This window comes from Stenotrophomonas sp. PvP093, from assembly GCF_017876915.1.
In the GTDB taxonomy this organism is placed as follows: Bacteria; Pseudomonadota; Gammaproteobacteria; order Xanthomonadales; family Xanthomonadaceae; genus Stenotrophomonas; species Stenotrophomonas muris.
Genome location: NZ_JAGIOX010000004.1, coordinates 2,321,268 through 2,341,563 on the forward strand (window position 1 = coordinate 2,321,268; position 20,296 = coordinate 2,341,563).

Here is a 20,296-nt window from a genome sequence, read left to right on the forward strand (position 1 = left end):
GAGCCCTGGCCACTCACTTTTCCTGCAGGAACGTCAGCAGGTCCTGGTTGACCTTGTCCTTGTGGGTGTCGGTCAGGCCATGCGGCGCACCCGGGTAGACAATCAGCCTGGCGCCCTTGATCAGTTTCGCTGACTGGCGGCCAGAGATATCGATCGGCACGATCTGGTCGTCGTCACCGTGGATCACCAGGGTGGGGACATCGAACTTCTTCAGGTCGGCGCGGAAATCGGTGGCCGAGAACGCGGCGATCGAATCGTAGGTGTTCTTGTGGCCGCCCTGCATGCCCTGCGCCCACCACGCATCGATCAGCCCCTGCGACACCTTCGCACCGGGGCGGTTGAAGCCATAGAACGGGCCCGACGGAATGTCCCGGTACAGCTGCGCGCGGTTATCCATCTGTGCCTTGCGGATGCCATCGAACACTTCGATCGGCAGGCCGTTGGGGTTGTCGGCGGTCTTCAGCATGAACGGCGGCACCGAGCTGATCAGCACGGCCTTCTTGACCCGGCCGGTGCCATGCCGGCCGATGTAGCGCGCCACTTCGCCACCACCGGTGGAGAAGCCCACCAGGGTCACATCGTGCAGGTCCAGTGTGTTGATCACCGTGGCCAGGTCATCGGCGTAGTGATCCATGTCGTTGCCGTCCCACGGCTGGCTGGAGCGCCCGTGGCCGCGACGGTCATGCGCGATGACGCGGTAGCCATGGTTGGCCAGGAAGATCATCTGCGACTCCCAGCTGTCCGAATTCAACGGCCAGCCGTGGCTGAAGGTCACGACCGGGCCGTCCTTCGGGCCCCAGTCCTTGTAGTACAGCTGCACGCCGTCGGCGGTGGTGATGTAGCTGGCAGTGCGCGCGATGGCGGTGACCGGAGCCGGCTTGGCCGGTTCGGCGGCCTGCGCGGACAGGCCGGCCTGGACCGAGAGGGCGAGGGCGGCAACGGCCAGGGTACGGGCGAAGGTGTTCATGCGGAAACTCTCATGGGTGGGTGGTGAGACGTACTTTGCGCCTGCAATCAGGCGTCCGGGTGATGAAGTGTCCGGATTTCTTGATAGATCGTCTTGCATGGATGTGCGCACACCAATCGATCGCGATCGCCTGTTGACAGGGTAGAACGCCCGTTCTACCATGCAGCCATGAGCATGGTCACCACCGACACCCAACAGAAGATCCTGGCCACGGCGGAGGCCCTGATCTACCAGAACGGGATCCACGCCACCGGCATGGACCTGCTGGTGAAGACCTCGGGCGTGGCGCGGAAGAGCATCTACCGCCACTTCGAGAACAAGGACGACGTGGCCGCCGCTGCATTGAAGGCGCGCGACGTGCGCTGGCTCGCCTGGTTTCGGCATGAGTGCGAGAAGGCGGACAGCCCGGAAGCACGCATCCTCGGCATGTTCACCGTGCTCAAGAACTGGTTCCAGTCCGAGGGCTATCGCGGTTGCGCCTTCATCAATACCGCAGGGGAGGTCGGCGACCCTGCCGATCCGATCCGGGAAATCGCGCGGAATCACAAGCAGAAGCTGCTCGATTACACGCGGGAACTTACCGAACAACTGGATGTGGAGCAGCCGGCCGACCTGGCCCGTCAGCTGCTGGTCCTGATGGAAGGCGCCATCACCCTGTCGCGCGTGATGGGTGATTACGGCGCCGCAGACACCGCGAAGGACGTTGCAAAGCTGTTGTTGGAACAGGCCAAGCGTTAGCGCCTGGGCACGCCAGATCCTTTGAAGCAACCCGTATATCCATTTCGATTGGAGGTCTCCCCGTGTCCGCAGAACAGCCCCGTCCGCCGCTTCCTCCGTTCACCCTTGAATCGGCCATGCAGAAGGTGCGTCTTGCCGAGGATGGCTGGAATTCCCGCGATGCCGACAAGGTGGCGCTTGCCTATTCGCTCGACACCCAGTGGCGTAACCGTGCCGAATTCACCAATGGCCGGGAGGAAGCCCGGCAGTTCCTGGCACGCAAATGGAACAAGGAACTTGAGTACCGCCTGATCAAGGAGCTCTGGGCCTTTACCGAAAACCGCATTGCGGTCCGCTACGCGTACGAATGGCACGACGACTCCGGCAACTGGTTCCGTTCCTATGGCAACGAAAACTGGGAATTCGGAGAGGATGGCCTGATGCAGCGCCGCTTCTCCTGCATCAACGACCTGCCGATCAAGGAAAGCGACCGCAAGTTCCATTGGCCGTTGGGGCGTCGCCCGGACGATCATCCGGGGTTGTCGGAGCTGGGTATGTGATTCCCGCTGAGGCGCCTTCCGAAGCTCGCTCAGGTACGATGGGGCGACCGGCATCTGCGCCGGCCGGGGCAGGGGCGCAATGGACATGCACGCAAGGGGCGGCGTCGATCCGCCGGCAACGACCGATTCGCAGGAACTGACATTCCACTGGCTCTATCAGCGGGTGCAGGGGCTGGTTGAGCACAGCATCTACCCGAAGGCGGGCAGGGTGGAGACGTGGGCGTTCCGCATCGGCATGGGTGCGGCGATCGTCGGCATTCTCACAGGCCAGCTTCCGGATCGATGGCTGCCTGTTGGCGTAGTGCTCCAGGTGGTTGTTGCCTGCCTGGCAATCGAAATTGGAGGGTTCATTGCCGGGGGCGTCCTGGCCGCCCGCAGGGGCATTCGCCAGTTCAGCCAGCCTCGGCTCTCGCACGCGCGGGAGATGGATGGCGATTTCGCGCACTGGCAAGCGGTGGTGACCGAGCTTCGCGGATTCCCGCGCGTCCAGCGCGAGCGGCGCCTCAAGTACGTCAGTCACCTGCGCACAAACATGATTGAGCGCATGGGCATGATGTATGGCGGGCTGCAGCGGCTTGGACCATTCCCGCTGTTGATTGCCCTCTACCTGCAGTTCCGCGGATGGAAATGGGGCGACTGGGCGGGCGCTTTCGACGTTGGCCTGCTGGGCGCACTGCTTATCTTCGCCATGGTGCTGCTGTACCTGCTGGGCTGGATGCTGATCGGCCTTCGCACCAGGCTGGATACCTACGTGGCATTGTTGGAGGGCTCTATCCACGAGCCCGAACCCTCGAAGCCAGCGCCTTGAGGGACAAACAGAACTATGAGCCATCCGGTGAGGCATGCGCATGGCTCAAGAGTGCCGCGCTGAAGAGTAAAAGTCGCGGTTGCCTGCCTTGGCAGGGTCGTACATTTCGCCGACTTCACAGGCCTGTACCCCGCAGATGGGCATAGTGCCCCTTGGGTAGTGTGAGCGCGTCCATCCAGCCACGGGATTTTCCCGAACGCCAGGAGGTCACTGTGCCAAGTTGTGATGAAGGAATGAAGTTGACGCGTCGCCAGGTGATCGCCGGCGGCGTCACGACCGTGGCAATGTCCGCCGCACCGGGGGCGTCATCGCTCGCCGCCGAACTGGCGACGCCCCCGCCGCCCAGGCCGCCGGTCATCAGCACGGTGGCGTTGACCGTCAACGGCAAGCGGCGGGAGCTTGAGCTCGACACGCGGACTACGCTGCTCGATGCCCTGCGCGAACACCTGAAGCTGAGCGGGACCAAGAAGGGCTGCGATCACGGTCAATGCGGTGCCTGTACCGTGCTGGTCAACGGTGAGCGCATCAATGCCTGCCTCAGCCTGGCGGTGCAGCACCAGGGCGATGCCATCACCACCATCGAAGGACTCGGAACCCCCGATGACCTGCATCCGATGCAGGCCGCCTTCATCAAGCATGACGGCTACCAGTGCGGGTACTGCACGCCGGGGCAGATCTGCTCGGCGGTGGCGGTACTGGACGAGATCAAGCGGGGTGTCCCCAGCCATGTGCAGGCAGACGTCAGCGCACGGCCCCGGGCCACCAACATGGAGATGCGCGAACGCATGAGCGGCAACCTCTGCCGCTGCGGGGCCTATTCCAACATTGCCGAGGCGATGGAAGAGGTTGCTGGCGTGACCTCTGCGGGGAGGCGCGCATGAGGGCCTTCAGTTACGAACGCGCCAAATCCCCGGCCGAGGCCGCCAGGGCCGTCGCCGGTATCGAGGGCGCGAAGTTCCTGGCTGGAGGGACCAATCTGCTCGACCTGATGAAGCTGGAGGTCGAGACGCCAGCGCACCTGGTCGATGTGCAGGACATCGGCCTGGACAGGATCGAACCCACCGACGAGGGCGGCCTGCGCATCGGCACGCTGGTCACCAATACCGCGCTGGCCTCGCATGAGCGCGTGCGCCGCGACTACGCGGTGCTGACCCGCGCGATCGTGGCAGGCGCCTCCGGGCAGCTGCGCAACAAAGCCACCACCGGCGGCAACCTGCTGCAGCGCACGCGCTGCCCGTATTTCTACGATCCCCATCTGCCCTGCAACAAGCGCCTGCCCGGATCAGGGTGCGGCGCACTCGAGGGGTTCTCCCGGCAGATGGGCGTGATCGGCACCTCGGACAGCTGCATCGCGACCTATCCGGGCGACATGGCGGTGGCCCTGCGGGTGCTGGACGCCTCGATCCAGACCGTCAGCGGTGACGGCAGTACGCGCAGCATCCCGATTGCCGATTTCCATCGTTCCCCCGGCGACAGGCCGCAGCAGGACAACGTGCTGCAGCGCGGTGAGCTGATCACCCACGTCACGCTGCCGGAGCCCCTGGGCGGTCGGCACGTGTACCACAAGGTACGTGACCGCGCGTCCTATGCGTTCGCACTGGTGTCGGTCGCTGCGGTCGTGCAGCGAGACGGTTCGGCGCGGTTCGCCTTCGGTGGAGTTGCGCCGAAGCCGTGGCGCGTCGAGGCAGCCGAACCGCTGCTGCGCGACGGCGTAAAGGCCGCGACCGGGCAGGTGTTCGCCGGCGCCCGTCCGACGCCGGAGAACGCGTTCAAGATCGCGCTCGCCGAGCGCACCCTCGCGGCCGTGCTGGTGGAAGGAGAGCGCTGATGCCCCTTCAATTCAACGCCCCCGCCGGCGACAACCTGTTCGACAAGGCCAAGGTCGTCGGCAAACCGACGCCGCGCATCGAGGGTCCGCGCAAGACCACCGGCACCGCCCCCTATGCCTACGAGCGCCATGACGTGGCGCCGAACCAGGCCTACGGCTACATCGTCGGTGCGGGTATCGGCAAGGGGCGCATCATTTCGATGGATGCCTCCCGCGCACGTGCCGCGCCCGGCGTACTGGCGGTCATCACCGCACCGGAAACCAAGCCGGTCGGCAAATCGAACTGGAACAACGCGCCGTTGTTCGGCGGACCCGAAGTGGCCCACTACCACCAGGCCATCGCCTGCGTGGTGGCAGAGACTTTCGAGCAGGCCCGCGCCGCCGCGGCGCTGATCCGCACCCGCTACGAGCGCAGCAAGGGCCGCTTCGATTTCCCGGCCCTGGCACCGACCGCGCCGCTGGCAAAGGGGCGTGACGGCAAGCCCGACCGGCAGGCGCTGGGCGATTTCGACACCGCCTACGCGAGCGCCGCGGTCAAGCTCGACGAGACTTATCACACCTCCGACGAAAGTCATTCGATGATGGAGCCGCACGCCACCATCGCCGCCTGGGAGGGTGACACGCTCACGCTGTGGACGGCGAACCAGATGATCGACTGGGCCAGGCAGGGCATGGCGGCGATCCTCGGCATCGATCCTGCCAAGGTGCGCGTGGACTCGCCCTATATCGGCGGCGGCTTCGGCGGCAAGCTGTTCATCCGCGCCGACGCGGTGCTGGCCGCGTTGGCGGCCAAGCAGGTGGGGCGACCGGTGAAGATCGCGCTGCAACGCCCGTTGATGCCCAACAACACCACGCACCGGCACGCCACCCTCCAGCGCGTGCGGATCGGCTGCGGAAAGGATGGCCGGATCTCCGCCATCGCCCATGAGAACTGGTCGGGCAACATCAACGGCGAGGATGGCGAAAACGGCACCCTGCAGACGCCCAAGCTCTATGCAGGCGCCAACCGCCTGGTGGCCAACTACATCGCCACGCTCGACATGCCCGAAGGCAATGCGATGCGCGCACCGGGTGAAGCACCGGGCCACATGGCGCTGGAAGTGGCGATGGACGAAATGGCCGAGAAGCTGGGCCTTGATCCGATCGCGTTCCGCATCCTCAACGAGCCCGAGGTCGTGCCCGGCGATCCGTCCAAGAAGTTCTCCGACCGCAACCTGGTGCGCTGCCTGCGCGAAGGCGCGGAGCGCTTCAACTGGAACAAGCGCAACGCCAGGCCGGCGCAGGTCAGGGAAGGGCATTGGCTGGTCGGCATGGGCGTGTCCGCGGGCTACCGCGGCGCACCGACGATGAAGTCGGCGGCGCGGGTCCGGCTTGACGGCCAGGGCGGGGTGATTGTCGAGACCGACATGACCGACATCGGCACCGGCTCCTACACGATCATCGCGCAGACGGCAGCCGAGACCATGGGCGTGCCGCTGGACCAGGTCCAGGTCACCCTCGGTGACTCCCGTCATCCCGCCTCCGCCGGTTCCGGCGGCCAGTGGGGCGCGGCAAGCTCCACCGCGGGCGTGTACGCGGCGTGCGTCAGCCTGCGCCGCAAGGTGGGCGAGAAACTCGGCTTCGACGGCGACACCGCAAACTTCGCCAATGGCCGCATCCAGGCGGATGGGCGGACCATCACGCTGGCGGAGGCGGGAACCCTGTCGGCGGAGGACGGCATTGCCTTCGGCGACTTCAAACAAGGCTACGACGTCGGCACCTATGCAGGACATTTCTGCGAGGTCGCCGTGCATGCCTACACTGGAGAAACGCGCATTCGCCGCATGCTTGCCGTATGCGATGGCGGCCGGATCCTCAATCCGCTGTCAGCACGCAGCCAGGTCATCGGCGGGATGGTGATGGGTGCGGGTGCGACCCTGATGGAGGAGCTGGTGGTCGACAAACGGCTTGGCTTGTTCATCAACCACGACCTGGCCGGCTACGAGGTTCCCGTGCACGCCGACATCCCGTACCAGGAGGTGGTCTTCCTCGACACGCTGGATCCGGTGATCTCGCCGATGAAGGCCAAGGGTGTGGGTGAACTGGGCATCTGCGGGGTTGGCGCCGCGATCGCCAATGCGATCTACAACGCAACCGGCGTGCGCGTGCGCAGCTATCCCATCACCCTGGACAAGCTGTTGCCCGGCTTGCCCGACATAGGCTGACGGTGCGCATGGACCGACCCGTAGCCTCGCCCACTCTGGAGGTCTCCGCCGCAGGCGGAGGGGAGCCCGGCGATCTTGCCGAGGACCTGTCCGCAGCGCCGGGCTTCCTCGCCGAAGGCAGCCCGCGCGGCGTACTCGAGACGGCCTTGACGCGCGTGCGCGCGGGGGAGCACGCCGTGCTCGCGCTGGTGCTGGAAACCGATGGCTCCACCTACGCCGGTGCCGGCGACATGGTGCTGTTCTGCAGCGGCAGCCAGGTCGGCTGGCTGAGCGGCGGATGCCTGGAGCCCGAGCTCGCGCGACGCGCGGAGCAGGTGAGCGCGGCAGGGCGGGTCGACTGGATCGAGATCGACACCCGCAGTGACGACGACCTGTTGAGCGGGTCCGCGCTCGGCTGCCGCGGCCGGCTTCGGATTGCGCTGCTGCCGTTGCGTGCCATGGCCGGCCTCGACGACGTCATCGAGGTCTGGTTGCGAGAGGGCGTGTCACTCCAGCGCGACCTTCGCACGTCGGGGCAGGTCATTTTCCGTGCCGGCCATCGCGAGCAGGCGTGGCCGCTGCATCCGATGGAGGGTACACAGCCCTTTGGCGAGGGCACGTGGTGTTTGCCGTTGCCTCGGCTTCCGCGGGCCCTGGTGTTGGGGGGCGGTCCCGAAACGCCCTTCCTGGTTCCGCTGCTGCGCGGCCTGGGGTGGCGGGTCAGCGTGGCCGAACGTCGAGCGCGCTGGGCCTCAGCCGGGCAGTGCGCGGATGCGCATCTTCAGACCAGCCCGGCCGAGGCCCTTCATGGCGACCCGTGCGACGCGGCACTGGTGATGCATCACGATTTCGAACTGGACCGGGAGGCGCTGGTGGCCCTGGCTGATACCAACGTCGCGTTCATTGGACTGCTGGGTCCGCGGCGAAGGCGCGAGGACCTGTTCAAGCTGCTGACACCGGATCAGCGCCACTACCTTTCCCCGAGACTTCAATCACCGGTCGGCCTGAACATCGGCGGCCGAGGGCCAGAGGCGATTTCGCTCAGCATCGCCGCACAGCTGCAGCAATGGCGAAGCGCGCACGGCAGGTGACTGACGCGCATGCGATCGTCGTGCTTGCTGCCGGCGGGAGCACCCGACTTGGCCAGCCCAAGCAGCTCCTCACCCGGCAGGGCGAGACCCTGGTACATCGCGTAGTGCGGCTAGCGCTGGAGCTCGCGCCAGCGCAAGTCCTGGTCGTGGTGGGCGCGAACGCACAGGCCGTGACATCCAGCGTTGCCGGGCTGGATGCCACCCCGGTAACCAATCACCACTGGGAGCGTGGCCTGGCGAGCAGTCTGCAGGTTGCCGGCGCACACCTGCTGCCCACGGTGACCGCGGTGATGATCGTGGCATGCGACCAGCCCGCAATCGAGCGCTCCCATCTGCAGGCGCTGCTTTCCGGTGCCCGCGCCGCAGCGTCAACGTGCGCGGGCACCCGCCACGGAAATGCGCTTGGCGTTCCCGCAGTCGTGCCGCGCGCCTGGTTCACCCCTGTCGGTGCATCCGGTGACCGCGGCTTCGGAGCGCGCCTGCGGCAACTTCCTGTCGATACGGTGCATGTCCTGCAGGCACCGGAACTGGGCCTGGATATCGATACGCCAGAAGATCTCGCGCGTGCGCGCGATGCGGGCTGGATCGATGCCGGGAGGTGACCCGCATGGTCACTGGGCCAATGCCTGTCGCGCAGGTGACGAGCGGCAGGGCTGGAGCCCTAACCCTTGCTGCCCGCAGCCCTGTAGAGTCGAGCCATGCTCGACTACGGCACGCCACATCGCGCCCCATCAGGCACATCACTAGCAAGAATCTGCAGCACACGATCCAACAGAACAGGCTCCGGCACGCCAGCCAGTACCTGCTCCAGGTAATCCAACGGCTCCAACTGCCATTGAAGCAACGCACCAAGCTGCACAATGGCGGGCGCCCGCTGCTCCGCGTCCAGTGAGACCTGCAACAGCAGATGGTGCGAGCGCCTCTCCAGCCACAGCACGGGTATGCCCCGGCAAAGAACCTGGAACTCGGCATCTCGGTGCCGCTCTACGAACTGGAAGCCCTGTCGTGGCCGAGAGTCCACGAACTGCATCGCCTGGCGGCGCAGTTGTGAGAATCGATCGTCGTTGATGTTTTGGAACGCGACAGGCGAGGGCACTAGCGTCGCCGGCCACTGCGCCTGTGCCGCAACCACCACCACAAGACAGAGCGCGTTGGCCGCCCAGCGGCACCACGCCACTCACCCCTCCGGATGCAGGCGCGTACTGGCGTGTGCGGTAAGGCCGATGCCAGCCATGATCAGGCCCTCCATGACGCGAGGGCCGACGTACTGCTCCAGTTCGCCATTTTCGCGGGCGCGCTGTGCGGCCAGCAGGATCTCCAGCACCACCCGAAGACCCGCCAGCGAGCAGTCGGTATCCGCCAAGGCGATGCGCCGGCCCGGCATCTGATGGCGCTCAGGCCAGGGCTGGCCATCGGAGGCGGCGCCGGCGCCGATACTGTGCAGCAGGGCGATGAGGGTGTTCGGGTCCAGCGCAGGGCCATTCGCAGGCGTGTCGCGAATCGGGTGCGGGGCAGGGGAGTGGGGCTGGGTCATGGCGGGGCTCCTTGCGTGCATGCAGAAGCCGCCACCGATAAAGGTGGCGGACGGTGCGAGGTTCGAAACCCGGTGTTCGCTAAACCGGCAGGCACAAGGCCTCCACGCACCGCCCGCCATAGCCGGCCGACGGATTGCCAGCCGGCACCACACAGGGTGATGCCGGCTGGCAAGCGTTTACTTCAGCGAACTACCGGGGTTTCGAATCCCGGCCACCTGTTTTCGGTGGCACGGAGAGGAATACGCCCGGCTGTGCGCGATGCCAATGCAGTAAGGCCGATGCCGTCACCACATTCAACATTTTCAGAATCGTTGCATATGGCGCAACGGGCCTGGAGCCTTGCGCCGCAAGGCTGTTGTCGATGTCGGCGGTGCACGCCTGACGAGTGTCGGCATCCGCCCGGCGGGGCCGTGAACGAGGCGGATGCGACAGGGTTGCCAAAGGCCGCCAGGCGTCAGTAGCCCTTCAACGCGACCTTGGTCCGTTCCAGCCATGCGGCATTGTGGCTGCGTGCGTGACGCGACCAGTGCTGGGCATCATCGATGATGCTGGCGAACAGGCTGCGGGCCTGCTCACGATCGTCGGGCTGCGGCTGTGCCATCAACCACTCGGCGTACAGGCAGCGGGCGGCGGCATCGTTTCCGCATTCCACGGCGCGCTCGAACGCGGTACGGGTGCCGGGCGCTTGGGCAGCCGCCAGTGCCTGCGCGTAAAGCAGGGTCTGTTCCGGCTTGCGGCGCACATCCGGATGGCGGGCGAACAGGCCGTCCAGCGTCTCCGCCGCACGCGCGGGCTGCCCGGAATCGAGGCGGGCACGCGCCAGGCCGGTCAGAATGTAGGGATCGTCGCCCAGCGGCGAGCTGGCTGCCTGCTCAAGCAGGGTTCTGGCTTCCTCCGCCTGGCCAGCATCCAGCAGTGTCATGCCCAGGCGAACCCGATTCTGCACGGTGGGCGTACGCGCCAGTTCGGCACGCGCGTTGCGCAGGTCCTGGCCCGGGTCCATGAGCTGCTTGGCGGAGCGGATTGCCTGCCGCGCGCCGCGCGAGTTGCGGGCTTCCGGGAAGTAGATCGCCAGGAAGTAGACGATGCTGCCTAGCAGTGGGAAGGAGAAGAGCAGGATGAGCCAATAGAGGCTCTGGCCCGAGCGGATGGCGTGCACCGCGAAGTAGATGGCTGCCAGTACGTGGAGTCCGATTCCGATATAGGGCATGTGTGCCGCCTCGTCCTTGTGAGGGGTGGAACTATAGTGGGGGAGGGGTACGGTGGAAACGGGTAATTACCAGAATGACCCTCACATGGCCATAACGTATGGCCGCCCCGGAGCAAATTAGACTCTGCTGCACTCACTGGCTGCTGTTGCGGCGGTGAACGACGCCGGAAGGATGCCGCGTTAATGCGGGTTCTGCCGCTTAATGGATTGCCGGGAGACCACAGGATGGGTCGAATTGCATGGATGGGTGTCTTCGCTTGCTTGGCTGCAGGACCGGCGTGGGCTGAAGTCCCTCCCGAATGTGTGGAGCTGTACCAGGAGGCGGGCGCGAGCCCTGGGTCACAATCGTGCCGGGATAATGCGTCAAACGCCTTGTTCGGTCTCGGGACCTACCACTGCGAAAACCCGCGAATCATCGACGAGTACTGCGGCGGCGTGGTGCTGCTGCCTTGGGATCCTGGCAAGAACAACCAGTGCGACGTGACCACCGGCGCCAAGCAGGTGGGTAATCCGATCAATGCGCTGCTGGGCATCAAGGTTCAGACCGAGACGGATGCGTCGGACGCGTCTGGCCACCTATCGTTGCAACGTCATTACAACAGCCTGTCCATCGACAGCAATCCCGGCATCGAGCTGGGGCCGCGCTGGCGTCACAGCTTCCAGATTTCGCTGGCCACTGCCGACGAGGGGGCAGTACTGGTGCGCCGGCTGAACCTGCCCAGCGGCGACAGCTATCGCTTTGTCGGCCAAGACCAGGATGTCTGGCTACCCGACGCGGACGTGCGTGAGCGCTTGAAGGTGGTCAAACAGAATGGCACGCAAACCGGATGGGAGGTCGCCGGTGACGACGATACCCGCTACCAGTTCAACCTCGATGGCAAGTTGGTACGGATAAGCTACGTTGACGGCGATGTGTTGAGCTTGCGCTACACCTCGAGCGGGGCGTTAAGGGACGTCACCGACAGGCGAGGGCGCCGCTTGAGCATGAGTTATTCCTCCGGTCGCCTCAGCACGGTGACGCGCCCAGATGGGCGCACCGTCAAGTACGTCTACACCCAGCAGAACCTCAGCCGGGTGCGGTATGACACCACGGAAGGAGCAAGCGCGACGTTCTCCACCGTCGGCTATGCCTACACCGACAGCGACGACCCGCTGCTGTTGACAGGAATCGTGGATGAAACCGGCCAGGCCTTTGCGAATTGGGAGTACGACACCCAGGGTCGCGCCGTTGCAAGCTGGCATGGCGGCTTGGACAGCCCGATTGATCGGGTGTCGGTGTCCTATGGTTCACAACAATCACAGGTCACCAATGCGCTGGGCAACACCACCACCTATGCCTATACCCTTGCCCTGGGTCGCGCCAAGCAAACGTCGATTGACCAGCTATGCAGTCAGTGCGGCGGCTCGCAGATCAGCCAGCGCAGCTACGACGCAAATGGCTATCCCGACGTCCTCACGGACTTCAACGGGGTTACTACCGACGAGGACTATGATGCCCGGGGCCTGCTGACCCAGCAGATCAGCGCCTCCAACGACACCCAAGGCTACAGGCGCACCATACAGACTGACTGGCACCCCCAGTTCCGGGTACCGATCGAGCGCCGCATCTACGATGCAGCGGACGTACCGGTCTCACGCTGGACCTGGGCATACAACGCACGCGGGCAAGCAGTAGGCGCAACGTCGCACGATCCGGCTTCCAGCTTGGCTCGGACCACCGCCACGACCTACTGCGAGCAGGCCGACGTCAACGCGGGGAACTGCCCATTCGTAGGCCTGTTGACTTCGATCAAAGGTCCCCGCAGCGATGTTGCGGAGCTTACGACCTATCAGTATTACGCCTCCGATGACGCGGCCTGTGCCGGTACCCCGACCACTTGCCCGCACCGGAAGGGGGATCTGTGGAAGGTCAGCAATGCACTGGGGCACATCACCGAGTACTTGGCCTACGACGGTGCAGGCCGAGTACTCTCGATGCGAGACGCCAACGGCGTAGTCACCGATTACGGTTATCACCCACGTGGCTGGCTCTCTACCCGCATCGTTCGTGGACCTGATGATTCGAGCCAGGCCGATGATCAGATCACGCGCTTTGACTATTGGCCCAACGGCCTGGTCAAGCAGGCGACCCAGCCAGACGGCGCCTTTGTTGTGTTCACCTATGATGCGGCCAAGCGGCTGACAAGCATTGCCGACAATGCCGGCAACACGCGGCAGTACACCCTCGACAATGCGGGCAATCGGGTGACAGAGGACACGCTGGATGCCAGCGGCGCACTCACACACACACTTTCGCGCATCTACGACCAGCTCGGCCAGCTGACAACACTGGCCACCTCCAGCGGTGACCCCACCGACATTGGCTACGATGCCAATGGCAACGCCACCCAGGTTACCGATGCCCTCGGGCGGAGAACCCAGCTCGGATACGATCCGCTCAATCGCCTGGCCAGCACATTGCAGGATGTCGATGGCGTGGCGGCGGAGATCCGCAGCCAGTACAACGCGCTGGATCAGGTCACCCAGGTCACCGACCCGAAGGGCCTGCATACCACGTACGCCTATAACGGGTTCGGCGATCTGACTGGACAGGTCAGCCCAGACAGTGGCGCTAGCAGCTTTACCGTGGATGCGGCAGGCAACCGCAAGACGGCCACCGATGCTCGTAGCGTCACCGCCACCTATCACTACGATGCACTCAACCGCCTGATCGGCGTCGCCTACCCGGACCCCAATCTCGACCTGGGCTACAACTACGACGTCGCACCAGCGGTCTGTGCTGCCGACGAGCGCTTTGCCAAGGGACGCCTGGGGCAGGTGCTGCACGCCAATGGCAGCACCCAGTACTGCCACGACCGCTTCGGCCAGGTCACCCGCAAGGTGCAGACCGTCAACGACGTTGCCAGCACGCTGCGCTATGCCTACAGCAAGTCGGGCCGCCTGACGGCGTTGACGTACCCCGATGGCAGTGTGGCCGACTACGTGCGAGATACCCAGGGGCGCATCAGCCAGATCGGCCTGAGCCGACCCGGCCAGGCGCGCCAGATCGTGGTGAACAACGTGACCTATGCGGCCCTCGGCCCGGCGACTGGCTGGACCTATGGCAATGGTCGCCAGCTACAACGCCCATTGGATCTGGATTACCGCCCGCAGGCGGTACATGACCCGGCCGCGGGCGGCCTGTCGCTGGGCTATGGCTACGATCCCGTCGGTTCAATCACCGAATTGAAGAACGGCGCAGGCTCGACGGTGCTGGCCCAGTACGCCTACGACACGCTGGGTCGCCTGACCCAGACCCAGGACGGTACGACCGGTACACCGATTGAAACCTATACCTACGACGCCACCGGCAATCGCACCGCGCTGACCACCTCGGCAGGCACCGCCAGCTATACCTATCCAGCAACCAGCCACCGGCTGACGGCCGTGGATGGCGAGGTACGCAGCCATGACGCGGCGGGCAACACCACCGGCATCGGCGGCAAGACCTTCACCTACAACGATGCCAACCGCATGAACGCGGTGAAGCAGGGCGATGCTGTACTGGAAAGCTACGCCTACAACCATCGCGGTGAACGCGTACTGCGTACCCCGGCCGGTGGCGCTGCGCAGATCACGTTGTACGACGAGGCGGGGCAGTGGCTGGGCAACTACTCGGCCACGGGTCAGGCGCAGCAGCAGGCGATCTGGCTGGACAACTATCCGGTGGCGCTGATCAATGTGCCGGCTACCGGCGTGCCAGAGCTGGCCTACGTGCAACCGGATCATCTGGGCACACCGCGCGTGGTGATCGATCCGGTGCGCGATGTGGCGATCTGGGAGTGGAGCAACAAGAGCGAGGTATTTGGCAACCAGATTCCGAGTGCCGACCCGGATAGTGATGGTGTGGCGTTCGAGCTGGCGCTGCGCTTCCCGGGCCAGCAGGCGACGGCTGCAAGTGGGCTGTTCTATAACTACCAGCGGGAATACGACCCGGCTGTGGGGCGGTATTCGCAGAGTGATCCGATTGGGTTGATGGGGGGGATTAGCACTTATGGCTATTCGGCCGCCCGGCCAACGGATCGAATTGACGAACTCGGTTTGAAGGCCTCATGTAAATGCACGAAGGAAGGAGCAAAGATCACTGTAAAGCTCAAGTTCAAGGGGGAGGCGGCTTCAGATAGTGCTCGCATTACATCACTCCTCTCCAGCGTTGAAAGAAGTTGGTCAGCCCCAGGATTCGATGTAAAAACTAAAATAGGGGGGATTGGCGCGACTGAAGTTAACCTATTGCCCGGCAAGGGGCGATCCAATAGGATAAACTGGTATACTGGCGAAGACACATGGGTCGCAAGCCACGAAGTTGGTCACATCATGAAACTGGGAGATAGATACATAGAAGATCGACCAGGTCACACCACTCCCCAACCGGGCTGGGAGGGCACGGTGATGGCAGAGCACCTCGGCGAGGTGACGCCCGCCGATCGCCAGGGAGTGCTGAACGCCCTAGGATGCAACTGCGACTGTGGAGGCTGATATCATGCGTTCGATCCTTAAGTTGCTTGCCATGTCGATAGGCCTGTTTATTTCTTTCTCGGCCTGCACGACGGATTTTTCTGGGCGAGACCTAGATCCAATAGTATCCGACCTTGTCAAAAGATTGGCAGGGACGCAGAAGCAGCGCCAGGCCGCTGTTGATCAGATCGAGTTACTGGGGGGAGGTGCAATCCCTTATCTTGTTGGGCATCTTGAAGATAATCGACCGCTCGCCTCCCCAGGCCTCGTAATGACGAATAGAGATCCTTCTGGATTTGAAAGTCGCCGCGAATACACCCCGGAGACTGTTCACGATGTAATTTCAGCAATACTCAATGAGGCTACTGGCCAGAGTTTTGTATTTGTATATAACGGCGGCACAGCAATAGAGCGGAAGAATAACGCATCTCAGTGGGTGCTTTGGTGTCAAAAATCCTTTCCAGATATGCGAGATATTTGCGCAAAAAACGAGCCACTCCCGAAAAATCCGAGCCAGGGCAAAGTCGAGACTTCGCCTCGCAAGGGCTCCGTGGATCGCAAGGAATCAGGCCTCGACATTCACTAGCGGGTTGCTCGATGGAAGGGATGCACGGGTCGTAGCCCATGCAGTCGCGACAAGGGTTTTTTTATCGAGGGGGGGGGGCACACAGCCACCTCACAACTGGGATGCGGATAGTCGAGCCGATATCGACGCAGGTGCAATCGAAGCGATGCATGAGACGCTGGGCAACCGGCCTACAGGCTGCGGCTGCGGGGGATAGAATGATGACCTGGACGCTGCTTGCCTTCTACGCTGTTCTCGCGGTGCTTACGTATTTCGCAATGACCGGCAGAACTCCTACCAGACGGCTGTTATCCGCGATTGGAATAGCTGCCGTTCAGATTGCTGCGCTTGTGTGGATTCAGATCATTGCCAGAGCGCTGGGGTCGCAGTCCACTCATGGATCTTATTCCATCGGAGTCGGTGAAATCTATCTCGCCATACGCCCCATTCTCTTGTTCAACGTGGCAGTTTGCATTGCGCTTGTTCTGATATTTTTGACTGCACTATCGGGAAAAAAGACAGCTGGCAAGTAGGTTCCCGCGCTTCAACTTGCGAGGGCAGGCTTGTCTTTGGAACAGACAGTGGCGGCGAGAAATGCTCTGAAGTCCTACTATCGTGGTCGCCCACTGGATACTCTTTTGCCGAAGATCAGTAACAGGTTCGGCTATCCCGTAGCACAGGAAATACTGGCAAAGAATGGGGGCGACGCTGCCCGGGCCATTGCGCGATCTGGGAGCACAAGTCTCCCGTGGACGCTCGGCTTGGTTGGTACTGGTCTCGGCCTTCGCCGCGATCTGCTGGTTCAACGGCAACCTGTGGGCGCTGGCAGCGATTCCGGTCGCATTGGGCATGTCTCGGGTGGCTTGGCCGGTGCCGCGTGGCCGGTGGGCCTTCTACGGCTACTAAGTTGGGCATCTGGCGTGTCTTGGGCTGGTGGCGCTTATACTGCCGCCGTGAGCGCCAGCCATTTCCTTGGCGCTCAAGCATCAGGGGGATGCCATGTTCACAAGGATTGCAGCTGGATTGCTGCTGTGTGCACTCGCCGCGCCTGCGGTCGCCCAGCAGATTTACAAATGCGTCACCAAGGCCGGGACCAAATACCAGTCAGCGCCGTGCGCCAACGGCGAGGCGGCCAAGACGTGGGCCGTGGAGGTCGCGCCTCGATCTGAGGGCGTCATTGAGAGTGAGCGCCGCCTGGACGCAATTCGACAGCAGAATTCAGCGTCTATCGCGCCCCGACCTGCACCAACGCAGCCTGTCTATCGGAACGGCGGTGGTGGCGCACGCCTCCACAACATTTCTCAGTACAGGGACCCGGAAGCATGCGAAGCCGCCAAGGCCGAGCGAGAGCGTGTTTTCCGCATGTACGGTTCTAACCGGCCTTACATGGTCGGCCGCCGCATGGATGACATGGTTTGGTCGGCTTGCAAGTAGGCCGCTTGCATATATCACTGGCCTCGCCAGATCCTATCCAGAAGACAAATAGACGCCATGCCAATATCCATCGACGCCAGGCTAAAGGTGCGTGTCTGCCGCACCGAAAACGCCCGGCCTCTAACGCATTGATTTTAGAAGATATGGATGGGGTGAGCTTAGCCTCTTCCTGGCAGCTTCCGTCCACCAAAGATGCCCGATATTTCCGGAAGTCCACCAAAGATGCCCGATATTCCCGGAAGTTCACCAAAGACGCCCGGCATTTCCAGAAGTACATAAATAACGCCCAACAGTTCCGGAAGCCCATAAAACACGCCCACGACTGCCGGGGGTTCATTAGAATTGCCAATTAGCCCACGCGGCGGCAAAGCCTCCCCTTGTGTTGCGTACTCGCATGAAGGCTACTGCCGTTCGCAGTCCGGCACGAGACAGTGCCGTTGCCCCAATGATGGCAAAAATTGCTAAGAACTGCCTGCCTTAGGATTTCTGCTGGATTCTAGCTGTTTTTCGAGGTGTCACCCAGGCGACCCGGACTTCTCTCAAGGAACGGGCGGAACCCTGAAGCTCGATGACCGGATACCCACCTGAAGGCAGTACATCCTTCGGATTCAGCTTGAACACCCTTGCAAGCGTCAACGCCAAGCCTTCCTCATAAGCGGTTGCCAGAACCCACACAAGCGCGTCGACCAAGGCGGATCTTCCCTTAATGCTGTCCAATACCGAAGCGACGATTACGGAAGGGGACCTATCCGGCTTGTCGTTCGCGATACCAAAGGCCGCAGCGGCCAGCTCCAGCGCTGTGCCGCACGCTAACGTTACCATCGGGTCGACAACCGAGAGATTGAGCCAAGTCGCGCCGCTGGCAGAAACACCATAGGGAGCTAGGAACGACTCGTGCCGCTCTACCTCAGTGGGTCCTTGGGTGTCGTAGTGCGTTGAGCGGAAGCTCAGGACAGATAGGCCTTCAAGTCCGACCCTGGCGCATGCCGCTGCAGTGGCCCGCGTCAAAGCATCGTAGGCCATCAATGGGAGCGGAGCGCACATGAGGCCCGAGTTGCCGCCAATCATTGCCCAGCCCCAGAACGCCCCTGGCTCCGGATCGTCAGCGGATGGCTGGAAAGCCTCATACCTTACGTGAGCATTGCCATCGTCCTGGTGGACGGGCGGCATAGGAGTCGTTCTATCAATCAGGCGCGCCAGAGCTGAAGGCCAGCTTTGCGCATCACTGGGGAAGTGAATCACTCGGCCTGCCCGCTGGCGTGATGCCCAATGAAGGTAGTCATCCACCCACTGCGACACTTCACGAGCGGGAAATTGCCTGACGTCCAGTAGCGCTGTGTGGGCGTCGATTGGCTGAAATCCACAAGTACAAGTCCCGAGACCACCGGAGTGGTCAAAACTGGTGCCCAGCGTCCTTCCGCATGCCTCGCAGTGGCTGATGAGCTTCTCGCCATGCCAAGGGCACGCAGAGATGGAAGGAAGGAGAAATAGTGAACAATGGTAGCCGTGAAGTGCGCATGCGGGGCACCGCATATATGGAAGCTCACTACCCGCGAGAAGTCGAAGTGATTGAACTGGAAGCCACGCGGCCGGATTCCATAGATTCTTCGTTGTGACGTCACGGACTTCGATGGCTGACGCAAAAGTATCCTGCACCCGGCCCGGCAGAAGCAAAGGGCGGAGCATGGAGCGCCCAGTCTTACGCCTCACCCCCATGATCATGAGTTGCTCACTTGTTGGCATGCCCAGTGCAACGATCCGCTGCAGCACGCCGTAGCCCGATATGTATGGATAGAACTCATGCTCTGCGCCGACAATCCGAGGCGTAGAAGGATTTACGGCGCGAGAGCTATTCATTGCTTCCCCCTACCTGGTTTGCCGTATTCTGTATCTTCTCAATGATGGCGATTGCCTTGTCGGACATCTTCTCGCGCATGCGAATGAACTCGGTTCGCAGGTACCCGACATGCACAAGCGCAGCACGGACGTCAGATGGAGTGAAGCGTTCGAAACTCTGCTGAAACCAAGCGTTCGTTAGCAGATTCCGCACGGTCGATGTGAAGGAGCACATCGGCCAGCCACTATGTTCGGGAAGTCCCACCTCCCTCCGGAGGGCGGACACAGCATCGCAAATCATCTCCGTTTCAGATTCCAGCCGCCATCCGCGATCAAATGCGTCGGTGGCGAAGTATCTAGAAAATGGCATGTCCTCTGTCGGCCACCATGCTGCGCCGTCGTAGCGCGACAGGGCATGCCTGACCTCATCTCGCGCCGCAAGAGGAAGAAATGGGGCTGAGTCCAGAAACCACCGGCGAACAACATGTGACGGATGGTGCTGCCACATGTCGCCAAGCTCGATGCCCTGCTGGTCACTTTGGTACACAAAGACCAAAAAGAGAGTAAGCCTGTCCTTGCTCATCAAGTTATCAAGATCTTCTAAGCACTGAAACTCAAGATTGGTGAGCCGTTGAGCACTGTCGATGAACAATACGTACCTGCGTACGTCGGCGTGCCCACACGCGGCGCGCATGTGATTGTGTATTCGTGCCCTCAGCTCGTGAGGCCTGGCCGATGACCAGCGCGGCATTCCCAGTTGATGTGAAAGCGCGTGCCAGAAGCTCAGCGGGCTCCTGCATGCATCTGAGGTTGCGACGATTGCCCTGGCCACACCTGCGCGGCGTCCGTCCTCCACGAGCCAGCGCCAGTCGGTTTCGACTAGATAGTCTTGCGCCGTGGATTTGCCAACCCCGCTCTCTGAATAAAGAGAGCACCCATGATGACCCTGCTGAATGTTGTACAGAACGAAATCCGCCATGCGTTCGACAGGCTTCGTGTTGATACGGTAGCCAGACTCAATGAAAAGTGGATGGTCGGGGTCAAGGCGACGGACGGCCATGATGGCCT

Annotated in this window: 17 protein-coding genes and 1 pseudogene; 12 read left to right on the forward strand and 6 right to left on the reverse strand. The window is 62.8% G+C overall.

Annotated features, from left to right (window positions below):
* Positions 1-13 precede the first annotated feature (13 nt).
* The gene (locus J3A72_RS13265) at positions 14-967 is read right to left on the reverse strand and encodes an alpha/beta hydrolase (RefSeq protein ID WP_049407332.1); all 954 of its coding nucleotides are present in this window, start codon (positions 965-967) and stop codon (positions 14-16) included.
* A gap of 168 nt (positions 968-1,135) precedes the next feature.
* On the opposite strand from J3A72_RS13265, the gene J3A72_RS13270 reads away from it, so the two are divergent.
* The 8 genes from J3A72_RS13270 (at position 1,136) to J3A72_RS13305 (ending at position 8,756) form a co-directional block, all read left to right on the forward strand.
* The gene (locus tag J3A72_RS13270; RefSeq protein WP_075076896.1) at positions 1,136-1,705 is read left to right on the forward strand and encodes a TetR family transcriptional regulator; all 570 of its coding nucleotides are present in this window, start codon (positions 1,136-1,138) and stop codon (positions 1,703-1,705) included.
* A 62-nt stretch (positions 1,706-1,767) separates the two neighbouring features.
* A complete protein-coding gene (locus J3A72_RS13275; RefSeq protein WP_075076895.1) occupies positions 1,768-2,244 on the forward strand; it encodes a nuclear transport factor 2 family protein in 477 nt (158 codons plus the stop codon).
* A 79-nt stretch (positions 2,245-2,323) separates the two neighbouring features.
* Positions 2,324-3,052: a hypothetical protein gene (locus tag J3A72_RS13280; RefSeq protein ID WP_075076894.1), complete on the forward strand. Its 729-nt coding sequence runs from the start codon at positions 2,324-2,326 to the stop codon at positions 3,050-3,052.
* Positions 3,053-3,285: 233 nt separating this feature from the next.
* The gene (gene paoA / locus J3A72_RS13285; protein ID WP_075076893.1) at positions 3,286-3,933 is read left to right on the forward strand and encodes an aldehyde dehydrogenase iron-sulfur subunit PaoA; all 648 of its coding nucleotides are present in this window, start codon (positions 3,286-3,288) and stop codon (positions 3,931-3,933) included.
* On the forward strand, positions 3,930-4,880 hold the full coding sequence (locus J3A72_RS13290; RefSeq protein WP_075076892.1) for a xanthine dehydrogenase family protein subunit M: 951 nt from the start codon (positions 3,930-3,932) through the stop codon (positions 4,878-4,880). Before paoA ends, J3A72_RS13290 begins: the two co-directional genes overlap by 4 nt.
* A complete protein-coding gene (paoC, locus tag J3A72_RS13295; protein WP_075076891.1) occupies positions 4,880-7,084 on the forward strand; it encodes an aldehyde oxidoreductase molybdenum-binding subunit PaoC in 2,205 nt (734 codons plus the stop codon). The genes J3A72_RS13290 and paoC overlap by 1 nt, the downstream gene beginning before the upstream one ends.
* 8 nt (positions 7,085-7,092) lie before the next feature.
* The gene (locus J3A72_RS13300) at positions 7,093-8,154 is read left to right on the forward strand and encodes an XdhC/CoxI family protein (RefSeq protein WP_075076890.1); all 1,062 of its coding nucleotides are present in this window, start codon (positions 7,093-7,095) and stop codon (positions 8,152-8,154) included.
* Positions 8,130-8,756 (forward strand): nucleotidyltransferase family protein, encoded by a 627-nt coding sequence (locus J3A72_RS13305; RefSeq protein WP_075076889.1) that lies wholly within the window; start codon positions 8,130-8,132, stop codon positions 8,754-8,756. Before J3A72_RS13300 ends, J3A72_RS13305 begins: the two co-directional genes overlap by 25 nt.
* 104 nt (positions 8,757-8,860) lie before the next feature.
* Here the strand turns inward: J3A72_RS13305 and J3A72_RS13310 are convergent, their stop codons facing one another.
* The 3 genes from J3A72_RS13310 to J3A72_RS13320 all read right to left on the reverse strand — a co-directional run bounded on the left by J3A72_RS13310 (position 8,861) and on the right by J3A72_RS13320 (position 10,899).
* Positions 8,861-9,331, reverse strand: a complete 471-nt coding sequence (locus J3A72_RS13310) for a hypothetical protein (RefSeq protein ID WP_075076888.1) — start codon at positions 9,329-9,331, stop codon at positions 8,861-8,863.
* Positions 9,332-9,688, reverse strand: a complete 357-nt coding sequence (locus tag J3A72_RS13315) for a hypothetical protein (RefSeq protein WP_075076887.1) — start codon at positions 9,686-9,688, stop codon at positions 9,332-9,334. It abuts the gene before it with no gap.
* Between the two features lie 455 nt (positions 9,689-10,143).
* Entirely contained in the window at positions 10,144-10,899 is a 756-nt protein-coding gene (locus tag J3A72_RS13320) for a tetratricopeptide repeat protein (RefSeq protein ID WP_075076886.1), read from the reverse strand.
* 372 nt (positions 10,900-11,271) lie between these two features.
* Here J3A72_RS13320 and J3A72_RS13325 point away from each other — a divergent pair, with 372 nt between their 5' ends.
* The 4 genes and pseudogenes from J3A72_RS13325 to J3A72_RS23045 all read left to right on the forward strand — a co-directional run.
* Positions 11,272-15,414, forward strand: a complete 4,143-nt coding sequence (locus tag J3A72_RS13325) for an RHS repeat-associated core domain-containing protein (RefSeq protein WP_075076885.1) — start codon at positions 11,272-11,274, stop codon at positions 15,412-15,414.
* 4 nt (positions 15,415-15,418) lie between these two features.
* Entirely contained in the window at positions 15,419-15,979 is a 561-nt protein-coding gene (locus J3A72_RS13330) for a hypothetical protein (protein WP_140222830.1), read from the forward strand.
* 200 nt (positions 15,980-16,179) lie between these two features.
* Positions 16,180-16,491, forward strand: a complete 312-nt coding sequence (locus tag J3A72_RS13335) for a hypothetical protein (RefSeq protein WP_140222829.1) — start codon at positions 16,180-16,182, stop codon at positions 16,489-16,491.
* 214 nt (positions 16,492-16,705) lie between these two features.
* Positions 16,706-16,864: pseudogene (locus J3A72_RS23045) on the forward strand (conjugal transfer protein); the annotation flags it as partial.
* A 1,005-nt stretch (positions 16,865-17,869) separates the two neighbouring features.
* Here J3A72_RS23045 and J3A72_RS13345 read toward each other — a convergent pair.
* Positions 17,870-18,415, reverse strand: a complete 546-nt coding sequence (locus J3A72_RS13345; RefSeq protein ID WP_126412179.1) for a hypothetical protein — start codon at positions 18,413-18,415, stop codon at positions 17,870-17,872.
* Positions 18,416-19,241: 826 nt separating this feature from the next.
* Positions 19,242-20,288: an ATP-binding protein gene (locus J3A72_RS13350; protein ID WP_072167141.1), complete on the reverse strand. Its 1,047-nt coding sequence runs from the start codon at positions 20,286-20,288 to the stop codon at positions 19,242-19,244.
* Positions 20,289-20,296 lie beyond the last annotated feature (8 nt).

What these genes read in the sequence shown, in the direction of transcription:
- J3A72_RS13320 (WP_075076886.1), bottom strand. Translation starts at nt 10,899, where the DNA reads ATGCCCTATATCGGAATCGGACTCCACGTACTGGCAGCCATCTACTTC.
- J3A72_RS13330 (WP_140222830.1), top strand. Translation starts at nt 15,419, where the DNA reads ATGCGTTCGATCCTTAAGTTGCTTGCCATGTCGATAGGCCTGTTTATT.
- J3A72_RS13265 (WP_049407332.1), bottom strand. Translation starts at nt 967, where the DNA reads ATGAACACCTTCGCCCGTACCCTGGCCGTTGCCGCCCTCGCCCTCTCG.
- paoC (WP_075076891.1), top strand. Translation starts at nt 4,880, where the DNA reads ATGCCCCTTCAATTCAACGCCCCCGCCGGCGACAACCTGTTCGACAAG.
- J3A72_RS13300 (WP_075076890.1), top strand. Translation starts at nt 7,093, where the DNA reads ATGGACCGACCCGTAGCCTCGCCCACTCTGGAGGTCTCCGCCGCAGGC.
- J3A72_RS13350 (WP_072167141.1), bottom strand. Translation starts at nt 20,288, where the DNA reads ATGGCCGTCCGTCGCCTTGACCCCGACCATCCACTTTTCATTGAGTCT.
- J3A72_RS13315 (WP_075076887.1), bottom strand. Translation starts at nt 9,688, where the DNA reads ATGACCCAGCCCCACTCCCCTGCCCCGCACCCGATTCGCGACACGCCT.
- paoA (WP_075076893.1), top strand. Translation starts at nt 3,286, where the DNA reads ATGAAGTTGACGCGTCGCCAGGTGATCGCCGGCGGCGTCACGACCGTG.
- J3A72_RS13305 (WP_075076889.1), top strand. Translation starts at nt 8,130, where the DNA reads ATGGCGAAGCGCGCACGGCAGGTGACTGACGCGCATGCGATCGTCGTG.
- J3A72_RS13345 (WP_126412179.1), bottom strand. Translation starts at nt 18,415, where the DNA reads ATGGCCTACGATGCTTTGACGCGGGCCACTGCAGCGGCATGCGCCAGG.
- J3A72_RS13290 (WP_075076892.1), top strand. Translation starts at nt 3,930, where the DNA reads ATGAGGGCCTTCAGTTACGAACGCGCCAAATCCCCGGCCGAGGCCGCC.
- J3A72_RS13335 (WP_140222829.1), top strand. Translation starts at nt 16,180, where the DNA reads ATGACCTGGACGCTGCTTGCCTTCTACGCTGTTCTCGCGGTGCTTACG.
- J3A72_RS13280 (WP_075076894.1), top strand. Translation starts at nt 2,324, where the DNA reads ATGGACATGCACGCAAGGGGCGGCGTCGATCCGCCGGCAACGACCGAT.
- J3A72_RS13270 (WP_075076896.1), top strand. Translation starts at nt 1,136, where the DNA reads ATGAGCATGGTCACCACCGACACCCAACAGAAGATCCTGGCCACGGCG.